This is a genomic window from Bacillus sp. K2I17, from assembly GCF_002209985.1.
Lineage (GTDB): Bacteria > Bacillota > Bacilli > Bacillales > Bacillaceae_G > Bacillus_A > Bacillus_A wiedmannii.
Genome location: NZ_NJGF01000021.1, coordinates 47,966 through 68,790 on the forward strand (window position 1 = coordinate 47,966; position 20,825 = coordinate 68,790).

Sequence of the window (20,825 nt, forward strand, 5' to 3'; positions counted from 1 at the left end):
AGGTACAAATTTAAATGATTATTATATAACAAATTTCTGTTTTTCACTATAATTAAACATAGCATTCACACCATTTACAAAAAAAGAACCTATAAAGGTCCTTTTTCAAATTGTGCAACGCAGCACTATATTGAGTATCTTAAAGTTTATACTACTGATAAATGTTAACAAACTTATTCTTCAATAATGAATTGTGAAATTAGCATTTCTAAATTTTCGACTTTCTTTTTCATTTCATTAGATTTCGTCGTTATTTCTTGAATCAATGTGGCTTGTGCTTGAATTGATTGTACCGTTCGATTCGTTTCTTGCGAGACTTGTGTTGCAGTTTCAGAGACTATTGATAAAGAGGCATTCACTTCTTCTGTCCCAGCAGACATTTCTTCTGTGGCAGCAGACACTTCTTGAATTTGGGACGTTATTCTATTAATATCTTGCATAATAGATGAAAATGCGAGTTCTGCCTTATATGCTGCTTCTTTACCACCACTAGCCTGTTGTTGACCTTTTTTCATTACATGAACTGTATCCTGTGTATCTTGATGTATAAAATGTAATAAATTATTTATATCATTTACAGACGTTTTAGATTTCTCAGCCAGACCTCTTACTTCAGCTGCAACTACTGCAAATCCTTTTCCATTTTCTCCGGCGCGTGCCGCCTCAATTGCAGCATTTAAGGCCAGTAAATTCGTTTGTTCTGCAATATTAGTAATAATATCTAGCGCTTCTTCAATTTGTTGTGTACGTGTAACAAGTCTATCAATGACCTTAGAAGTTTCTTCGACAACTTCATTCACACTATTCATTTGACGAATAGATTGTTTTATAACTTCACTACCAGAATTTGCTTGGTCTATTGTTGCAACAGCAACTTCAGCAACCATCGCTGAAGATTCAGCTACTGTTTGAACTCCAGTTGCAATTTCTTCCATCGCAGTTGAACTTTCTTGAATACTAGTCACCTGTCCCTCTATTTCTTTATTTATTTCAGAAGTAGTTCGAACAACCTCGTTTGATATATGTGCTGCCGTTTTTGTCTCTTGTAACATATTTTCAGTTGAAATAATCACTTCTTTTGCTGTAACCTTCACCTGACCGACTAATTGTTGCAAGTTATCTAACATACTATTAAAGGATTGTACAATATGGCCTAATTCGTTCTCGGATTTATAAGAAGTTCGAATTGTTAAATCTCCAGCAGATACTCGTTCCATATCTTTTTGTAATAATACAATTGGTTTTTTTATAGTATTTTTTATTATAAAACCAATAAAAATAATTATTATGATTCCAACACATGAAATAATTACAAATGTTATTATTGTATTTTTCACACTATTGATATTCTCTTTTTGTAGTTGTTCAGCCGCGGTATTATTATATAAAATAAGTTCACGGATAGACTGAATTGTTTTTCCCATATTAGGCTCAATTTCTTTTAAATAATAGCTATAAGCTTCTTCATTATTAGTCAGTCCCAAATCCTGTGCTTTCTTCATTTGTATTCTTAAATCTTTGAATTGACTTTGAAATGCATTATACAAGCCCTTTTCTTTATGAGAACTAATTCTAGTTTCAAATTGTTTTAATAACTCATCATTTTCTTTCCTAGTCTTATCCATTTCTGTTATTAGTTCTTTCATTCTTTTTTCATCTTTCGATATCATAATCTCCATAAAATTCATATTAACATGGTAAAAATTTGATTCTACAGTTCCTATCCATTCAATTGGTAATAGCCTTTCGTCATACATACTAGAAGATGTATTTTCACCTTTTTGAAGCCCTAAAAACCCTAGAGAAGATAACATGATACAAGCCAAACTCGATATAATGACTAACACATTTAATTTCGTTCCAATTTTACTATTTTTAATAAAAGACAACAATTCCACCTCATCTGTATATTATACTTATATGTTTTATATTACAATAATATTCGACATTTATCGACATTTTTTTGTGTCGATTTTATAACTGCATTAAATTATTATATTAACTATATAAACCTATTCAAAGAACTTTGATTCTCATAATATCCAATACTAAAAAGTCTTATGGGAATTCCACAAGACTTTTAATAGCGTTACATTGTTTCTATGAAATTATGGTGAAAATTAAAGTGACTTATTAGTTCTTATAACTTCTTGATAGAGAATCGGTGACCACTTATCACTAACATAATCTTGGATCACCCAACCAACTCTTTTTGGATTCTCTTGTTTAATATATGCCGCAATTTCGGGATTTATATAAGAGGCATAATAATATGGGCTATTCCATGCTGTACCACCAGAAGACAAGCTTGTAAAATTAACATATAGATGATTTAAATCCTCACTATTGTTCATCGTTTCCTTGATCGTATCTTTAATAGATTTTACTTTCACATCATAACTCACTTTATATTTATCTTGTACTGTTACATTTACATTTTGATTTACAGTTGTCGTAAACGTCTCATTATCTGGCCAATAAAAATTATTATATCCTCCAGATTCATTACTACCACTATATCTTTTTAGTAGTACAATTTTCCCTCGAGCATCTCCAAGTTTTATATTTCCTTCTGTTTTTAAAAAGATAGGATCAACAAAATAATTTTTTTCAAACGTATTACTAAATGAACCTTCTGCCCCTTTCATATCCTCATACTCTTTTTTTAAAGACATAATAATTGTTTCACTTGGGTTATCTTTTAAAAATTGTTTCGCTTCGTTTATGAATTCATGCAGTGTTACATAAAGATATAATGGCCCATGATGAAGAACTATCGTATTATCATCTGTTAAACGGCCTCTTATATCAAAAATGCGAGCTCCATGATCCATTTGATAACGAAAATCATACTCTTGCGTCATTCCCCATACTTGCTTTATTGGATTTTGTAATTTAAACGTACCACTATCATGTGTTCCTGGAATTGAAATTCGTGCTAACGGGATGTTATCAGGTATAGGTTGCATCCATTTTGACCAATTTTCAAGTTCAATAACAGAGCTAGCTGCAACGACTTGCTTATCGTGTAAAGCAAATACAGATGTGATAAATATCATACTACATATGAATAATTTCAAAATAAACTTCTTATTGCTCATTATTATTCCTCCCTTTTCTGTTTTATATCAAACTTATTGAATATAATATAATCTGGTGAGTAAAAAATAAATAACATTTCATCAATATGAAATATTGCATAGAAGTAAAGTTAAAAAATCATTCACATATACTGAATTAGAAAAATTTAAAGGAACTTCATCTGAAGTTCCTTTCGTTTATTTTATATTCAATATATATGAACCATCTTTATTCTCATACTTATAAACATATAAATAATATTTACCTGGCTTTGCATTATAAGTTCCTTTAACTACATTCCCTTCATTTTCACCATATGCTACATAGTTGTTTAAATCTGATTCATGATGAAGTACCCATGTCATTCCAATGTTTTGTTCATTTAGTAGAGAAATATTAATATTTTCTGGTGAGTCAATTTGGAAAGTAAATACATCTACCTTATCACGATTATGTAGTGTTCCTTTTATTGGTGTATGAAAGTTAACTTTATTTGCCTGTCTACGTTCATTATTTGGTTCATTTTCTGTTACTTGTAACTCATTCCCACCGTTCAGTTCTCTTCGTTCATACCCTAAATCTACTAGTATAGACTTCAAATCTGGTAAAACACCAATTTTATCTGAAGATGGATCTTTAGATTTCGTTCCAGTGTTACGGTTACTTAATATCGTTCTTAATTCACTTGGTCTATACGGTTGTCCTAAATTTTCTTTAGCAATACTTTGTACTAAAGTCGCTGCTCCTGCGATAATGGGTGAAGCACTAGATGTTCCACTAAAGCTTGAAGTATAAAGATTTACAGCACTTCGACTTTGCTCGGCTGTAGTTGTATCTACATTTTCTCCCCACCCGTACACATCAATCCGACTTCCATAATTTGAAAACCACATACGCTCATGAGGGAAAGATGAAGAGCCCGCTCCTACCATAATTGCACCTGAATCTTTAAAATCTTTACTATTACGATTTAAGACTTGTTTACCATTTCTATCTTTAAATTGATCTAAATCATTCCATCCATTTGCTCCAGCTTCTATAATGACAACACCTTTATCTGTACCAGCACGAATCGCATCAAAGATATCTGGTTGTATTTCAACAGGTAAATATTTATCACCATATCCATCAAAGGAAGCTTGTGCCTCTAATAATAAAACATCCCCAGCTTCTAACTGATTTACAGCACTTAATATTGCATCAGCTGTATTATACTGCCCGTTATCTCTTATTTGAGAAATCACTTTCGCTTTCGCTTTTGGCGCAATCCCAATATTCCCCACTGCATTATCTTCAGAGGATACAATTCCTAGTACTGACGTTCCATGTCCAACATGCTGATCTATATTTCTTCCAGACATTAACTTAATATTTTGATGTACTAAATCCTCATGATTTAATAGCCATCCATATTCCATATCAACAAAAGTTATACCATTTCCATTACCGCCTTGAACTCCCCAGGCGAAGGGCGCATTAATACCGTATGGTGCCGCATCAAGGTAACCTTGTTTTTTATATCTAGGATTGTTATTAGGATTAAAAGATACACTTAATGGTTGTACTTCCGGTGGCGTTATTTTTTCTTGTTTCTTCACATACACATCTTCTATTAAAGAAGATGTCTTTAACTTATCTACTAGTTCTTCTTCCTGCTCACCATTTTGAGTTTGAAGAATATAGTAGTTTAATAAACTTGTAGATATATTATTGGGTGCTTTCACTTCAAGGTTTTGTATTTGTTCCGGGCTTACAGATGTGAATAAACGATTAAATGTTACATCTGGATATTCTGCAAAAAAATCTTCTAGTACTTTATCGTTCGTTTGAGATTGTATTTGTTTTTCAATACCATCTTCATATGGCAATTTCAAATCCGCTCTGAATTTTACAATGATTTGCTTATCTGTTTCTTGTTCTATCCCTAATTTACTCTGCTGTTCTACAGAATCAGCCTTTACACTATTGACCGTGTCCCCTATTCCTAAAAATATTGAAATAATTACAGCTGAAACAGATATTCTTTTAAATATATTCATTACATCACTCCTCCTATTAATAATATGTAATCATTATATTAATCTATAATGATTTTACTTATATAACATATTCCCTTTCTACTAAATAGATTATAGTAATCAGCAATATGAACTTCAATGTATTTTCATATGCAATATTTCATATTCGGACTCTACACTACATAAATAAGAAACTTATGATGATTATTTATTTTATACGTGCTAATATACTTATATCAAAATATTATGTATAGACATTCTGAACTATATTACTTAACAATTTCACCTTATTTTTGCTAGGAGGATTTACAATGAAATTATTAAAAATAAAACATATAATCCCTATATCTGCAGCTGCAATTACATTCGTATGTCATCAAAGTACAGCTGAAGCATCTACCATTCATACAGTAAAAAAGAATGATACACTTTGGGGCATTAGTAAACAATATGGGGTTTCAATACAATCCATTAAACAGGCTAACAATAAAGGAAACGATCAAACCTTTATTGGTGAGCAGTTAAATATTCCAGGGTCCATGAATTCAAATGAAATCACCGTTCGTCAAAATGCCAAACCCAAACCTGCGAACATTTCTAGACAAATTATTTATCAAGTACAACAGGGAGATTCATTAGAAACGATAGCAAAGCGTTACAACGTTACCGTTCAATCTATAAAACAAATTAACAATACAGCCGGAAACAAGCTTTATACAGGACAACATTTAAAAATTAACTCAAGCATTTCAGAAAAAGAAAAAGACTTAATGGCACGCTTAGTTACCGCTGAAGCAGGTGGCGAATCTTATAAAGGTAAAGTAGCTGTAGCAAAAGTTATACTAAATCGTGTAAATGCAAAAGGTTTTCCAAATACAATAACAGGCGTTATTTATGAACCTATTAAATACGGATATGCCTTTACTCCTGTTACAGATGGAAGAATTAATCAGCCTGCAAGCCCAGAAGCAAAAATGGCAGTAGAAGAAGCTATCTCCACAAATGGCATACATTCTGATTGGCTTTATTTCTATAATCCAAAAACATCAACAGACAAATGGATTACGACACGTCAAACAGTAGCAGTAATTGGTAACCATCTGTTTGCTAAATAACATTTGAAATCATTAACAGACCTCTTCACTTGAAAGGTCTGTTTCTTTATATGTTAGATTTTATTAATCATATGACATAGTGATTATTTAAAACTATTTCTTCTTTCAAATAAAAACATTTGTATTTATCCCACCACTCCGAGAAATTAAAAAAGCATCAAGTTCAAAAACTCCCTCTTTATTAATAAAAGCTATTTCTTAACTTCATAAAATTGTTATACACTAGAAAAATAAAAACAAACTATTCGTTAGCAGGTGGAAAAATATGTATGACGTTACAATTATCGGTGCTGGAGTAAGTAGCATTTTTATGGCTTATTCACTGGCTAAAAGTAACAAAAAGGTTTTAATTCTTGATAAAGGTAAAGCGCTAGAAGATCGCCATTGTCCTTTAGACGAAGGAAAAGTGTGTACTTGTACTACATGTGATAAATATTTTGGGTTTGGCGGTTTAGGAAAATCTGAAGGGAAATTTAATTATACAAACGGATTTGGCGGAGAACTTGAGCAAAAAGTCGGTAAAGAAAGCTTTATTCAACTCATGGCTGAAGTAGATGAAATTCTATGTCAGTTCGGAGGAAGTTCTGTTTCAAAATACTCTACAGAAAATCCAAATCTCAATAAGAGAGCTGAAACGTGTGGTTTACAAATGCTAACAACAGAAGTAAGACATCTTGGTACTACCCTTTCAAGTGACATTTTTCAGCAGCTCTATGAATTTTTACTTACGAAAATAAATATTCAATTTCATATAGATGTACAACATATTATGAAACAGAAAGATCATTTTACAATAGAGACAAATGAAGGAATAGTTCAATCTAAGCAACTAGTGTTTGCAACTGGGCGTTCCGGAGCGGATTGGTTAAAAGAAATGTGCACTTCTCTAAATATTTCTCAGGAACAAACTCGTGTAGATTTAGGTATTAGAGTAGAGATGAAAGAACACCAATTACGTTCTATATTAAAAGATACATTTGAGACAAAACTTTCTTATGAGCATGAACAATTCACAGCAACTACGTACTGTATGAATCCGAAAGGACGCATCATTAGAAAGTACGAAGAAGGTTTAGTTATGCCTGACGGTCAAAATTTTCGAGAGGAAGGAACTGGCACACCTAACTTAAATTTCACTTTATTTATCCCGCGCTATTTTTCAACTCTCAAAGAAGCAAATGTATACGCAAGTTCAATTATTAAAAGCATTAACCAAGGACGAGATCGAATTGTTATACAGCGCTTAGAGGACTTACTAAATAAACAACCTACAACAGAGAAAGGCATGAAACATAACCGTATACAGCCTACACTACAAGGAGATTATGGCGATTTGCATACAGAAATTCCTCCATTATATATTGAAGGGCTTAAAGAATTTTTATTACGTTTAGAACAATTCATCCAAGAACCGATCGATAAAGATACTTTATTATATGGAATTGACGGAAAATTCTATGCTCCTACGATAAAAATAAATAACCATTTTGAAACAAGTGTGCATGGACTATTTTTAGTTGGAGATTGTTCAGGCGTCACTCATTCATTATCTCAAGCTGCTGCAAGTGGGTTATATGTTGGAAAATATTTATCTCATATTTAATTTCTTTCATTAAGATAGCAATCAAATATTTTAACTTCCATAACGCTTTATTTATGTACCTTGTCCTTCCCCCGCTAATGATTATCCCACCAAAAATCGGGATTTTACGAGATACATATTTAACATAACTATGTATGGTAAAACTATCGACATTCAATTCTAACAAATTGAATGTCAACAGTTTTAAAAGCCTCTATTCATTTCCACTTTCATTTGTTCGATATTTTGTAACATCACTATAGTGTTTAATATGTTAGGATGTCTATAAGTATTTTTTACTACAACTATGACTTTTTCTGTTCTATTTCCAAAAATAGATTTGCGCTTTAAAATTCCCTATTGTACGTATATGAATACTTCATATTGTTACCTTTAGAAACCATTAAATGGTTCATTACACTCTAATAGTTATGAAAATATAATATATAACACAAGTTAAATAAATCGTATAAAGAAGGTGTAAAAATGAAAAATAAAATTAATTTACAAATGCAAAATATAAGCTTTGTTTTAATAATTGCGTTAACAGTATGGTTAAAAACATATCTTATTACAAGATTCAGTTTTGATTTAAAAATTGAGTCTTCTACACAAGAGCTTATTTTGTTTATTAGCCCTCTCGCTGCATCATTAGCTTTTGTCGGATTAGCATTATTTGCAACCGGTGAAAAGCGAAATTATATAGCGCTATGTATTAATCTCTTATTAACAATCGTACTTGTTGGGAATGTAATGTTCTATGATTTTTATAGTGATTTCGTTACGTTACCAGTACTTGGACAAACATCAAACTTTGGCCAATTAGGCGGCAGTATTATAGAAATATTGAACTACAAAATTATTCTCGCATTCGTAGACATTATTTTCTTCTTTATTTTGTTAAAGAAGAAGGCACTAGTCTTCCAAACCGGACGTGTAACTCATCCGGCACGCTTCGTATATTTTCTCTTAACGATTGGTGTATTTTTTGCGAATCTACACCTTGCAGAAAAAGAGCGCCCTGAACTATTAACGAGATCATTCGACCGAGTCATGCTTGTTAAAAATTTAGGACTATACACTCATCAAATATATGATTTAACACTGCAAGTAAAAGCAGGATCACAAAAAGCACTTGCTGATAGTAGTAAATTACAAGAAACTGAAAACTACGTAAAGGCAAACCAAAGTGAGCCAAACCCTAACATGTTTGGTGCAGCGAAAGGAAAAAACGTAATTGTTGTCACTCTTGAATCTCTGCAAACTTTTTTAATAGGCGCATCAGTTAACGGTCAAGAAGTTACACCATTCTTGAATGAATTCATCAATGAAAGCTATTACTTCGATAACTTTTTCCACCAAACTGGGCAAGGAAAAACGTCCGATTCTGAATTTCTAATCGATACGTCGCTGTATCCATTAAATCGAGGAGCTGTATTTTTCACGCACGGTAACAATGATTATACTGCGACTCCAGAGATTTTACGTCAGCAAGGTTATTTCACTTCTGTATTCCATGCGAATAACGCAACATTTTGGAATCGTAACATTATGTACTCTGCTCTCGGTTATGATCGTTACTATAATGAACTTGATTACAAAATTACGCCCGAAACAAATTTAAATTGGGGATTAAAAGATATCGAATACTTTGATCAATCAGTAGATATATTAAAAACTGTTGACCAACCATTTTACGCTCGTTTCCTTACTTTAACGAACCATTATCCATTTACTTATGATGAAGATACAAAATTCATTGAACCATACAACTCTGGTAATGGCGTATTTGATCGTTATATCGTAACAGCACGTTACTTAGACGAATCAATTAAAAAATTTATTGAGCGTTTAAAAGCCGAGGGAATGTATGATGATTCTATTATTGTGTTGTATGGTGATCATTATGGTATTTCTGAAAAACACAATCGTGCAATGGCACAGTTTTTAGAAAAAGATCAAATAACAGAATTTGATACTTTAAATTTACAACGCACACCTTTATATATTCATATGCCTGGCCAAACAGAAGGTCAAACGATTTCAAAACCTACGGGGCAAATCGATATAAAACCTACTATTCTAAATTTATTAGGGATTAATACTACGAACGATATCCGTTTTGGTCATGATATGTTTTCAGATGAATATACCGGTTTTGTTGTTTTACGTGATGGTAGCTTTATTACAGAGAAGTATGTATACACAAACAACACTTTCTATGACCGCATAACAGGTGAAATTGTAGATTTACCAAAAAAAGAAGCACAAGCACTCATTAACCGTGCACAAAATGAATTACGAATGTCTGACAAAATTATTGAAGGCGATTTATTACGTTTCTCAGAAAGTAATAAAATTAAAACTGGCGAAGTACAAACTAAAATTAAAGAGACTGAAAAATAATCTAAATATGAAAGGGAGCAACTGTAATAAGTTGCTCCCTTTTACTATCGTATAACATATGATGCAATGTCATATAAAAACCTCGTATATTTTACTTTTATTCTACGCTTGTTTCTAAAGTTACATCTGTATAGGTATGATCATCACCTATATTTAAAATTACTTCACATTGACGTAATCTCAATTCAAAGAGCATGATAGAATCATGATAAACTTCAGGTTGTGATTTCATCTTATGTAACATCTCTTGTTTTTCTTGTATTTCTAAATGAGTATTTTCTACAGCTTGTTTCAAGGAGTTAAATGGATTCCTAAAGAATATGTTAATATCCCGCTCTTGCGTGTTTTCAAATAGCTCAAATTGCAAGAAAAATTTCTTCATAATAGAAGCCGTTACCTCAGTATAATCTTCATTTTCTACATACTGTTTGTATTTGTTATATAGCATACCTTTGTTTTTAGGAAGAACTCCAAATAATTTACCGGCACTTTTCAGTAAAAATTGTGCTGGCGTAAAGCGACGTAAAATATTTACTTCATCCATTTGTATTCTAGTCGTCATTCTGTCAGTATCTCTGCGCCAGTCATCAAGCACTTTAAAATCACATTCTAACTGTATTCGATTTTCTCCAAATAAAGAATTAAGTCCTTCACTAAGTTCTTCTAAGTACGATTGACTTTGAAGGAGCTCATTATTAGAAATCGCAATCCAATTTTTCATAGAAAGAGCAAAATTAGGTAATACAGTTTGTTCTAAATATTTATGTACTCTTTCATTCATCGCTTTATTTAGTTCCGTATCAATGTGCCCGAAATCGCTTTCTTCACTAATTAAATCTGAACAACTCTGTAATATCTTCGGAATATTTTCAGTAAGTTCATTCGTAATTTCCGTTTTCATTGTACGATATGACTGTGTAATGAAATGAATTTTTTCCTTCTCAAAAGTAGTAAGATTATTACTGCTACCATTTAGTTTCACTAGCATATCTTCATTCCAATGAATAGAATCCACTAAATTGTTTTCTTTCTCAACGCGTTTATCCAATAGATATGTAATTGTTTTTCGAATGAAAAACAATAGCTTTTCCGTACGTTCTGCATCGACATTTTTATGATTAAAGTTAAAATGAATAAACTCAGTTAAATCATTTAATTGTTGACTACTTGTATATAACGAAGAGTAAGGGAAAATTCTCGCATGCGGGAAATATGTGTTTATTCTCGCTTGCGTATCATGTAATACTCTTTTCACTTCTGCATCACTGTAAATGTTATCGATTTTATTTAATAAGAAATGAATTTGTAAATTTGGTGTATGTTCTTGAATGCTTAATAGAATATCACGTTCTTTGTCAGTAAAAGGTGAATCCGCATTCAATACGAATAGTAATTCGTCTACAGAATTTAAATATTCGAATACCTCATCTCTAGTATCGTTATTCCTATTAAATCCAGGTGTAACTACAAATGTAAGTTTATTTTCACTTAAAAATCTGCATGGTAATTTAAATTCAACACATGCTCTATCTCTATATGTTTGTTGGTGCTGAGACATCATATTATGGTAATCAGAGACATCTTCCGTTGTTGTAATTGCTGAGTCTGTTATGGCGTTAATTTCTGTATGCGCATCATTTTTTAAAACTACTACATTTGAAATTGATTTTTCTAATATATTTTCTCCTATTATAGAGTTAATAAATGTAGTTTTTCCGTTTCCTGAAGTTCCCGTTACTAAAATGCGATTTGTGCTTAAATCTGCGAGCTCGCCAACTAACCATCTAAATCGGTGACCCATTTCTATATTATGTTTTTGTGCCCACTCTGTAATAGATTCAAAAAGATGCAAACTATACTCTAAGCCATCCACATGATTAATAGAATATAACAACAGGTTTTCAGCATGTTTTATATTTGCTGAATCTATTTCGGAAGGGAAAATCTCATCCCATGCCAATACAGCTGCAGATGGAAATACAGCATAAGATGGATTGACAACCTTTAACCAATTTGTTAACAAGTTTGGAATGATATCGTGCAATTGTTTAAGCATATATTGACCTTGAATTAATTCAAAGTACGTTCCTTCGTAAAGAGAAGAAATTTTGTCCCATATATCGGACGAATGTATTTCAATATGTAAGAAAAATTCATTTATTGTGTTAAGCCATGATAAGTAATTTTGTTCGTTTTTATAACTATTCCAAAGTGATGAAACCATTTGCGTAAATTGTACTTGATCTACATTATTTAACGTAACTAATACTTCATAAAAATAATCTGGTGAAATATGTTTAGTAAATCTTTTATCGATATATCCTTTTAAAACCTCAAACCACGGATAAGATTCTGTTCGAATTAACTCATTCACAGCAAGCTCTACTGCACTATCAAAATCTTGCTGCTCCTCATAAAAGGAACGGGCAATTTTTGTGACATTTGGATAATCCGGATTTAAAGAAACTGCTTCTTTAATAACAGCGAAAGCAGAGTCAAAATTATTTTGCTCTATGTAAAGAGAAAGTAATTGTAATCTAATCTCCGTCATCAATATTATATTATCAGTAGTAATGGACGTATAAACATTTTCAGCAACTGGTAATTGATTAAGCTCGAAATAAGCATCGGCAATATTTTTTTGTGCCCATGGTGCTAATTCATTATTAACTTTTTCCCATTTAAAAATAGCTGCTTCAAAATCTTGATGGCGATAATAAAATTCACCTTGTGCAAAACGAATGTAAGATCCATCAGAAATCTCATTTCTTTCTTCGTTTACATAAGCTTCTCCAAGTACATCAATAGGTGGTTTTGTTTCATTCTCCATTAGGAATGTTTCATAATACATCTTTTTTATTAATTGTTTTTCTACTCTCATCTTTTCCCCCACTATATCTTGAAAATACATTTTTAAGATATGTCAATACTTTTTGTATGTATGCTTTTTATCTTAACAAAGAATATCTTTTGGAAAATTTCATTTTCCTTTCATTTTTCAAGTTAGATTGAATTTTTATGAGAAAAGTTTCAGTTTTTTTTCAATTTCCTTTCAGTTATGAAACAGCATTAAATGTTCCTAATAACCTAATAACACTATAATCTCCCGCATTATATTATCAGGAAAAGTCTATATAAACCCATATTATAAAAACAATTTATAACGAATATATATGCATTATTCCCTTCCCTAATAAATAAAAGAAGCATTATCATATATTTCTCACATTGTTTTCCTTTGAAATATTTCAGTAGTTACGTAATTTAATTCCATTAACCTCTATAAATAACTAGTCCAAAAAAAATCTATATGCATATCATGTTATAGTAAAGAATTCAGGAAATCCTAAAAGGAGGCATTTTCATGTTTGAAGATAAATCTAAAATAAACTACCCATATGAATTTACTGAAACTACAACAATCCCGCTAAAAAACCCCATCAATAAAACTTTCAAAAACGGCTCTGGTACACATACTTTCCCAATTAAAAAACACTATAAAGAACAGGTGTTATATACGGAAAAAATTAATAATAATAAAAACAAATAACCTTATAGGCCCTTATAACAATTAATCGAATAAGAATCTATATTAGACCTTGCATAGTTATAGGTAATAAATAAATTTTTCTTATACAACTCATGTACTTTTAAAAAGTGCTGATATACAGCGCTTTTTTATACATAGATAATAGAAGAACAAAAAAGGTATGGATAGTTTCCATACCTTTTTTGTTCTTCTATTATCTATAAATAAAGTACGCCCATATTTATTTTACCTAGTAGCACTTTAATGGCCCCTCTAGAAAAAATAAAAACTAGTTTAATTAAAAATAAATTTCTTAGCCAATGCTCCTACCAGCATAAATCTACTCGTTGGCGTAATTGAAGAAAGGAGTAAATTTATGATAAATCACAAAGTTAAAGAAGCACCCAACAATTATATTGGCCATTATTGCTCTATTATATATATTTAAAAATTTACTAAAAGTTGTTTCAAAGCTACTTAGTTTTCATAAAATATTTTTTGTTTCCGTTGGAACGGATAAGCTTTAATCTCATCTGTATCTAAATTTTCATGAAATAAATGAATAGCTATAATTTGTCTACAATCGTAGGTATGATAATAATATGTTCCGGACTCCATACACATTACGCTTGTATATATGGTATTATCTAATGCACCTTCTTCTGTTATTACTCCGCCTTTAGGAACCTCGCAATTTGATAAAATATGAAATAGGGCCGATACTCCCTCTTCTTCACTATCTATACCTTGAATGTTTTGTTTGCCATATGCTGCTCGCACAAACCTTGATGGCGGGGTGAAATCCCCTGGAAGTCCCATTGAACCTGAGCCCTGACCAAAAGCACTTAATGGTAAGTTACTCCACTCAGTTGGCGCGAATGGCTGCGATTTAAGGCCAATATATTGTCTTAAATTTTGCAAATGCCAATTAAACTCCGGACTATTCGTCATCACTCCTAGTGGGTTATCATACATTTTTAACCCTTCATTTGTCGGCTCCAGTACAATGCAATCTCCCCATTTATCCGCTAAAATCCAATGTAGCGGTGGCGTAAGTCCTAAATCCGGTAATGGTATATCCAAAAAGGTAAGGCTATCTACAGATTCCTTTAACTCTTTGACAGAATTGAATTGTGTCAGACTCCAAGTCACAAAATCAAATGGAGCCAAATTTGTATTGTTGTCATCTATGCTTTGACTATAAGTAGCGAATCCTGGAAAATAGAGTGTTGCACATGTCATACCTGCTTCATTTACTCCGTCCGCCATAATGATCCTTCCTTGATGATTAATACCCATTCCAACCGTAGCATGTTTCGTATTAATAATTTCACCAGTTATATTATTCCACTGGTAATGTCGAGGAATAATTATTACTTCTTGATTCATATCTAATGTGAAGTCCATCGTTCTTGCAAAAAGGTGCTGACCGTTTTTTGTCTGTAATGTCAAACTAGTACACATAAAGAACACCCCATTTTATGGTTTTATCTACACTTTACATAATTCTGATAAGTCTGTAAATTGAAAACCTCTTTCCTTACAAAAAATGAGAAAGCACATATAAATTACAAATAGGTTATTTCTAGTTTATAAAAGAATTATATTTAAACGGAACGACTTGTTATAATCTGTATCCTCTCTACTACATTGATATTTCCAAAACAACTTTTGCACCGCACAGCTTTTCCGAATTACTTAAGTAAAGGTTTCCACCGTGTTGCTTTGCAAAATTTTCAGCAATGTATAAGCCCATTCCATGATGATTTTTAGAGTTTCTACTTTTATCTCCTCTATAAAACTGCTCTGTAGCTGAATTTATTTCCTCTTCTGTAAACCCTCTTCCCGAGTCCTCGACAATAAATTGCAGTTTTTCACTAATCATTTCCACTGAAAACATCAAGTCGCCATTTGTTGGAGAATATTCAATTGCATTCATCATTATATTCATAATGGCTCTTTTCAAAGCAGTCTCATCAACATGAATCAAATTTGGTATATCCTGAACATTTTTAATTAAATTTAACTGTTTGCCCAAAACACAAATTGCACTTTCTTCTATAATATTACGAACAAATTTATGTAGATCTATTTGCTTAAATTGAAGTGAAGTGCCTTCCTCACATTTCGTAATGTCGAGTAAAGTTTTCATATACATTTCCATCTCATCAACACTTTTCAAAATATGCTCATTACATTTTTTCTGATTTGAATCTAGCATTGATTCATTTAATAGCTCTGCATTCCCTCTCAATATCGTTAATGGCGTCTTAATGTCATGTGCCAAAGCAGCAATCTGCTCTCTTCTATTCGTTTCCATATCCCACTGTGTACGTAAGGAACTATTCAATTCATCTTTCATTTTCACTAAAGAATTTAATACTTCATTCACTTCTATTATTTTAGATTGTTCTACTTGAAAATCTAAATCTTCCTTTTGAATTTTATCCGTTATATTTTTTAAAATCAGCATTTCCTTTGACAATGTTTTGCCAAAATAGCGAGATAGAATTATCACTTCTGCAACAAATAATAGAATAAAAAGGACAATTTCACAAACTTCCGGACTCGGTAAATACTTCTGCAAAAAAGGATTTTTAAAATTAGCATGTAAAGTATATAGAATGACACAAACATCTTTATCGCGTTCTATAATTGCATAATAGTACTTACTATCACCTTTTTCATCATTCTGCATGTTATTCCATATTTGTCCCGCATATTCTTTATTAATACTCCCTTGAATAACGTTTCCTGAAAAATCATACACAACATATTTATATTGTTTTAAAATTTGATCATCGTCCTGTTCGGCTTTAACTATGGCGTCTCTTTGTGATTCAATCTGTTTTTCATAATAATTCGCTGGAAGGATTATCTCTGCGTTAACTCCAATTTGAAATAGAACCATAAAAAAGGTAACTAATGCAATCGTCCCTATTGAAAATGCAAAGATATAATGGATTAATATTTTGCTAAGGTTGACTTGTTTTTTTACTTCCTCCATTTATAACCAATTCCCCATACTGTTTCTATTGGATTCATGTCATGCTTACATAATTTTTGACGGATATTTTTAATATGTTCTACAATTACTTGGTTATCACTTTCTCCCTCATATCCGAAAACATTTTCATAAATCTTTTCTCTTGAAAATACTTGTCCATGATTCAAAGCTAAATATTCACAAATTCCGTACTCACTTTTCGTAAATGCGATAGATGTATCTTCATGCCATATTTCTTTACATGATAGATGAAATGTAAGACCTGACAGAAAAAATGCATTTTGCTTTTCTCTATGCTCACGCCTTACATGTGCAGACACCCTCGCACGCAGTTCTCCAATTCCAAAAGGTTTTGTAATATAGTCATCTCCGCCGAGGCTAAGCCCTGTAATCAGATCCTTCTCCATTGTTTTGGCAGTTAGAAACACAATTGGACTATCAACCAAATCTCGTATTTCCTTACACAGTGTAAATCCATCTATTTCTGGCATCATGACATCTAATAGAATTAAATCATAATGACAAAATTTATCCTTTGATATTGCAAGAGGATTACTAACGGCTGTTACCTCATGACCTTCTTTCTCTAAAGCACTTTTAATAATATAAAGGATACCGTCCTCATCATCAATTGCTAATATTCTTGCCATATAGAATCTCCCCCTCGTTTCCATTATAATACAAATATATTTACATTTCTTTGCGTCCTTCATAAAAGGAAAACCACATAAGGGAAATAACAAATGCAATGATCGTGAAACAAACGCAAATCACCGCTCCCATTTTTGCCTCTACTTGTAAGACATGAATAGAATCGGGACTCAATTTGTGTTCCAAAAAATAATTGCATAATCTCACACTCCACGCACATGGCGTGTATTTCCAAATCACATCTCCCATCCCTGTAAGCATTAAAGCTGCCAGCAAGATTTCTATAATTCCAATCCCAATGGAAGTACCTTTACTAAAACGAAAATTTAAGAAAAGATGCCATATATACATAAAGATTTGACACCCAAAAAGAATGAAGGAAATTTCAACATACAAAGCAAATGGAAAGTCATTTTGCCCTAACAGAAAATGAAACCCTGCTGCAAACCCAACGACTGCCAATATAGTTGAACAAAACCCACATATTAAAAGTAAACATACTTTACTAATAAATGCTTTACGCCTTCCGTATTCCGTTGATAAAAGTTCTTTAAAATTCGCTGCCACAGCCTCTTGTTCCACAACAGAAGAACACACAATGCTAATTAGCAACGGAAAAGATATCGATAATACTTGAATATATCCTGAAACCTTATTTATAGAATCAACTTTTGAAATGGAAGAATAACTTAAAAAAAGAGCAATACCGATGATTGGCATCGCTATATGTATCCAGAAAAAAACCGTATGTTTCATTTTTATAAAATCGGCTCTTACTATTCTCGACAAGACTGTCATATTATTTTGCCTCCTGCTTTTCAAACCATTTTGCCGTCATATAAGTGAACAAAAGGAACAACACGATAGAAATTGCCACGCCTGGCAGAATTGCATCGTAGGAAAGGAGTTCTGGTTTGAACGTTACACTTCCGGTTTCCGCATATAAACCATTTGGTAGTATTTTTAAAATAGGAATCATAAGTCTACTTGGATATGTGTATGGACTAATCATCCAAATATTTTCTGTTGCTAATACAACCCCAAAAAGTCCATTTGCCCCTATATTCAATAAAAGTGTCGGAAATAGACCTAATTTATTACCTAAAAACAAACATATCGGAATTTGCCACATAAAAGTAACGATTAAAAGAACACTTCCTACTAGCGCATTTACTGTAGGAATGATTCGGAAATTCTCCTTATTTAATAGTAAACTAGATAACTGGATTCCACAGAAAAAAAGTATGCATGAAAAGCTCAAAATCCCTACAATTAGTAATACTTTAGAAATCCATACTCGTTTTAATGAAACTGGTAACGATAAGATAGAACGATTATTCATTTTCTTATCTTTCTCCGCAAGAAGTACACAACTTAAAGAAATCATTCCTGGAAGCATCGTAATGTACCACCAGTTGTAACTAGATAATTGAAAATAATCCGCCGATAATAAAAAAGCAATTAGTATTGTAGCAAATGGAACTAGCCATATAAGTTTGTTCAAAAAAGTATGTTTAATTTTAATTTTTTCAGATGCAATATATAGATTCATTTCTTATGCCTCCCTTCTATACTTTCCAGCCACTTGTACAAATAAATCTTCTAGGTCATCATCCTTATTCAGTTTCCCCTGATACCCCAATACACCGCCTGAAATAATCCCAACATGATCTGCAATTTGACTTACTTCGCTTAAAATATGACTGGATAAAATGACAGTAATTCCTTTTGCGGGAAAGGAAAGGATTAGTTTTCTTAGTTCCTGAATCCCAAAAGGATCTAGTCCATTCATCGGTTCATCTAATATTAAAAACTTCGGATGATTCAGCAATGCAATTGCAATTCCCAATCTTTGCTTCATCCCCATAGAAAATTCCCTCGCTTTTTTCCTATCTGTATTCTCTAGCTCCACAACATGCAATACTTCATCAATCCTTGATTTAGGCAAACCTAAAACAGTCGTACGAACCTGCAGATTTTCTCTTGCTGTTAAATTTTCATAAAGTGGCGGAGACTCAATTAAAGCACCAATAGAATGTAAATCTTGCCGCGTCCATTTATGACCATCAAAATAAATCTCACCAGAAGTAGGTATAAGCATACCTGTTATCATTTTTAAAGTTGTCGATTTCCCCGCCCCATTAGGACCTAACAATCCATAAATTGCATATTTCGGTACAGAAAGCGAAATGTTTTGTACCACACTTTGCTTTCTAAATGTTTTGCAAAGTTTTTTTGTTTCTAACATCATCTCAGTCATCCTAAACTTCCTCCTCGTATATTGTAATTCTAGAGTAAACGACAATTATAAGGATTCTATAAGGAAAAGAAAAAAGAAGCGATTTATTTCATCGCTTCTTTTTTAAGGAATCATTTTATCATCTGCTGATTATATTTAATTTTCAGCTCATTAACTGCTAATCGTAGCTTTTCCTGATTTTTATTACTAATATCTTTTGAATATGAATCTAAATCAGAATGGCCATACAGAGAATTTTCTGTAACATCTAGGGCATATAACATCTCTTTCATTTCTTCTATACAATTATAAGGAATAAATATTTTGTGTATTATTTTTTTCGCTTGATCTATGTGGTCTATCGGCCATACAAAACTGCCATGTATAGTAAAATTACCAGACTGTCTACAAATACGCTTATCTATTGGGGTACTAGTTATACAGCATGGTAATAGCTGATTAGAACCGTCAAGAAAACCTTTTTCTATTTGTTCATTATAGATAGCAGAGTTCAATGTAAAATCAATAGGTTCTTCTGTTCCTCCTTTAGTATAACCAGCAATAACTTTATTTAGCTCACCAGGATTTACCACAAATACACTTGCTCCTTTATCACTATAGGAATTACATCGAAAATCTTCTATAGCGTTCTCTATATTGTCCTGTAGCAATCCTTCTCTATTTTTTTGTATTGCAAAAAATAAAGCTACCAGTGAATCAGTTGACCAGTCTAGTAGTTTTGTTGGTATACCATAATGTTGTGCTATAAAATGCCATTCTAGATTATTTGTAGGTTCAATACGTAAATGTTGTTTGGCAATTAACTTAAATTCCTGCAACATAGAATGAACATTAATATAAGCCACCTGGTTACCCTTATTATTATACTCAGTTAATTTTTGTGGTTTAATATCTCTATCGAATTGATCCTTAATCTCATAGCAATTCCTTAATGCGCTTGGAACTAGTTGAAAACTTGCATTATCTTGTCCCCTAAACCATAAATTTTCTTCTTTACTTTTTAAAGACTTCACTACATCTAAGTACTCTTTAAAATTAGTCACTATATGTTTTTGAAAATCTAAAGCAATATCTTGTTTCATAGTACTGTTTCCTCCTAGCGTAATGGTTATTGTATTTCCAAGACTAAAATTAAACAATTTTGTTGTCTTTACTCAAAACAATGTTAACTTAATT

The 20,825-nt window shown here is 32.0% G+C and carries 15 protein-coding genes; 4 read left to right on the forward strand and 11 right to left on the reverse strand.

Features of this window, described 5'->3' with window-relative positions; all coding sequences use genetic code 11:
- Window positions 1-173: 173 nt before the first annotated feature.
- The 3 genes from CER22_RS21180 to CER22_RS21190 all read right to left on the reverse strand — a co-directional run bounded on the left by CER22_RS21180 (window position 174) and on the right by CER22_RS21190 (window position 5,120).
- Window positions 174-1,889, reverse strand: a complete 1,716-nt coding sequence (locus CER22_RS21180) for a methyl-accepting chemotaxis protein (RefSeq protein WP_088064264.1) — start codon at window positions 1,887-1,889, stop codon at window positions 174-176.
- A gap of 231 nt (window positions 1,890-2,120) precedes the next feature.
- Window positions 2,121-3,101, reverse strand: coding sequence for a phosphatidylinositol-specific phospholipase C (locus tag CER22_RS21185; protein WP_088064265.1), 981 nt, complete (start codon window positions 3,099-3,101; stop codon window positions 2,121-2,123).
- 177 nt (window positions 3,102-3,278) lie between these two features.
- Window positions 3,279-5,120, reverse strand: coding sequence for a S8 family peptidase (locus CER22_RS21190; RefSeq protein WP_088609501.1), 1,842 nt, complete (start codon window positions 5,118-5,120; stop codon window positions 3,279-3,281).
- A 290-nt stretch (window positions 5,121-5,410) separates the two neighbouring features.
- On the opposite strand from CER22_RS21190, the gene CER22_RS21195 reads away from it, so the two are divergent.
- The 3 genes from CER22_RS21195 to CER22_RS21210 all read left to right on the forward strand — a co-directional run bounded on the left by CER22_RS21195 (window position 5,411) and on the right by CER22_RS21210 (window position 10,202).
- Complete coding sequence (locus CER22_RS21195; RefSeq protein WP_060487524.1) at window positions 5,411-6,214, forward strand: cell wall hydrolase; 804 nt, start codon at window positions 5,411-5,413, stop codon at window positions 6,212-6,214.
- A gap of 265 nt (window positions 6,215-6,479) precedes the next feature.
- Window positions 6,480-7,817 (forward strand): NAD(P)/FAD-dependent oxidoreductase, encoded by a 1,338-nt coding sequence (locus tag CER22_RS21200; RefSeq protein ID WP_088064267.1) that lies wholly within the window; start codon window positions 6,480-6,482, stop codon window positions 7,815-7,817.
- 465 nt (window positions 7,818-8,282) lie between these two features.
- Window positions 8,283-10,202: an LTA synthase family protein gene (locus CER22_RS21210; RefSeq protein ID WP_088609502.1), complete on the forward strand. Its 1,920-nt coding sequence runs from the start codon at window positions 8,283-8,285 to the stop codon at window positions 10,200-10,202.
- A 97-nt stretch (window positions 10,203-10,299) separates the two neighbouring features.
- Here CER22_RS21210 and CER22_RS21215 read toward each other — a convergent pair whose 3' ends face one another.
- A complete protein-coding gene (locus tag CER22_RS21215; protein ID WP_088609503.1) occupies window positions 10,300-13,083 on the reverse strand; it encodes a dynamin family protein in 2,784 nt (927 codons plus the stop codon).
- 483 nt (window positions 13,084-13,566) lie between these two features.
- On the opposite strand from CER22_RS21215, the gene CER22_RS21220 reads away from it, so the two are divergent.
- Window positions 13,567-13,752: a hypothetical protein gene (locus tag CER22_RS21220; protein WP_000461129.1), complete on the forward strand. Its 186-nt coding sequence runs from the start codon at window positions 13,567-13,569 to the stop codon at window positions 13,750-13,752.
- 456 nt (window positions 13,753-14,208) lie between these two features.
- On the opposite strand, the gene CER22_RS21225 is transcribed toward CER22_RS21220, so the two are convergent.
- The 7 genes from CER22_RS21225 to CER22_RS21255 all read right to left on the reverse strand — a co-directional run bounded on the left by CER22_RS21225 (window position 14,209) and on the right by CER22_RS21255 (window position 20,731).
- On the reverse strand, window positions 14,209-15,195 hold the full coding sequence (locus CER22_RS21225; RefSeq protein WP_087985025.1) for a choloylglycine hydrolase family protein: 987 nt from the start codon (window positions 15,193-15,195) through the stop codon (window positions 14,209-14,211).
- Between the two features lie 181 nt (window positions 15,196-15,376).
- Window positions 15,377-16,738: a sensor histidine kinase gene (locus tag CER22_RS21230; RefSeq protein WP_088609504.1), complete on the reverse strand. Its 1,362-nt coding sequence runs from the start codon at window positions 16,736-16,738 to the stop codon at window positions 15,377-15,379.
- Window positions 16,726-17,388 (reverse strand): response regulator transcription factor, encoded by a 663-nt coding sequence (locus CER22_RS21235; protein ID WP_087985027.1) that lies wholly within the window; start codon window positions 17,386-17,388, stop codon window positions 16,726-16,728. The genes CER22_RS21230 and CER22_RS21235 overlap by 13 nt, the downstream gene beginning before the upstream one ends.
- Window positions 17,389-17,428: 40 nt before the next feature.
- Window positions 17,429-18,187: a lantibiotic immunity ABC transporter MutG family permease subunit gene (locus CER22_RS21240; RefSeq protein ID WP_088609505.1), complete on the reverse strand. Its 759-nt coding sequence runs from the start codon at window positions 18,185-18,187 to the stop codon at window positions 17,429-17,431.
- Between the two features lies 1 nt (window position 18,188).
- Complete coding sequence (locus CER22_RS21245; protein WP_088609506.1) at window positions 18,189-18,941, reverse strand: lantibiotic immunity ABC transporter MutE/EpiE family permease subunit; 753 nt, start codon at window positions 18,939-18,941, stop codon at window positions 18,189-18,191.
- A gap of 3 nt (window positions 18,942-18,944) precedes the next feature.
- The gene (locus CER22_RS21250; RefSeq protein ID WP_087985030.1) at window positions 18,945-19,649 is read right to left on the reverse strand and encodes a lantibiotic protection ABC transporter ATP-binding protein; all 705 of its coding nucleotides are present in this window, start codon (window positions 19,647-19,649) and stop codon (window positions 18,945-18,947) included.
- 110 nt (window positions 19,650-19,759) lie between these two features.
- Entirely contained in the window at window positions 19,760-20,731 is a 972-nt protein-coding gene (locus CER22_RS21255) for an FRG domain-containing protein (protein ID WP_088609507.1), read from the reverse strand.
- Between the last annotated feature and the right edge of the window lie 94 nt (window positions 20,732-20,825).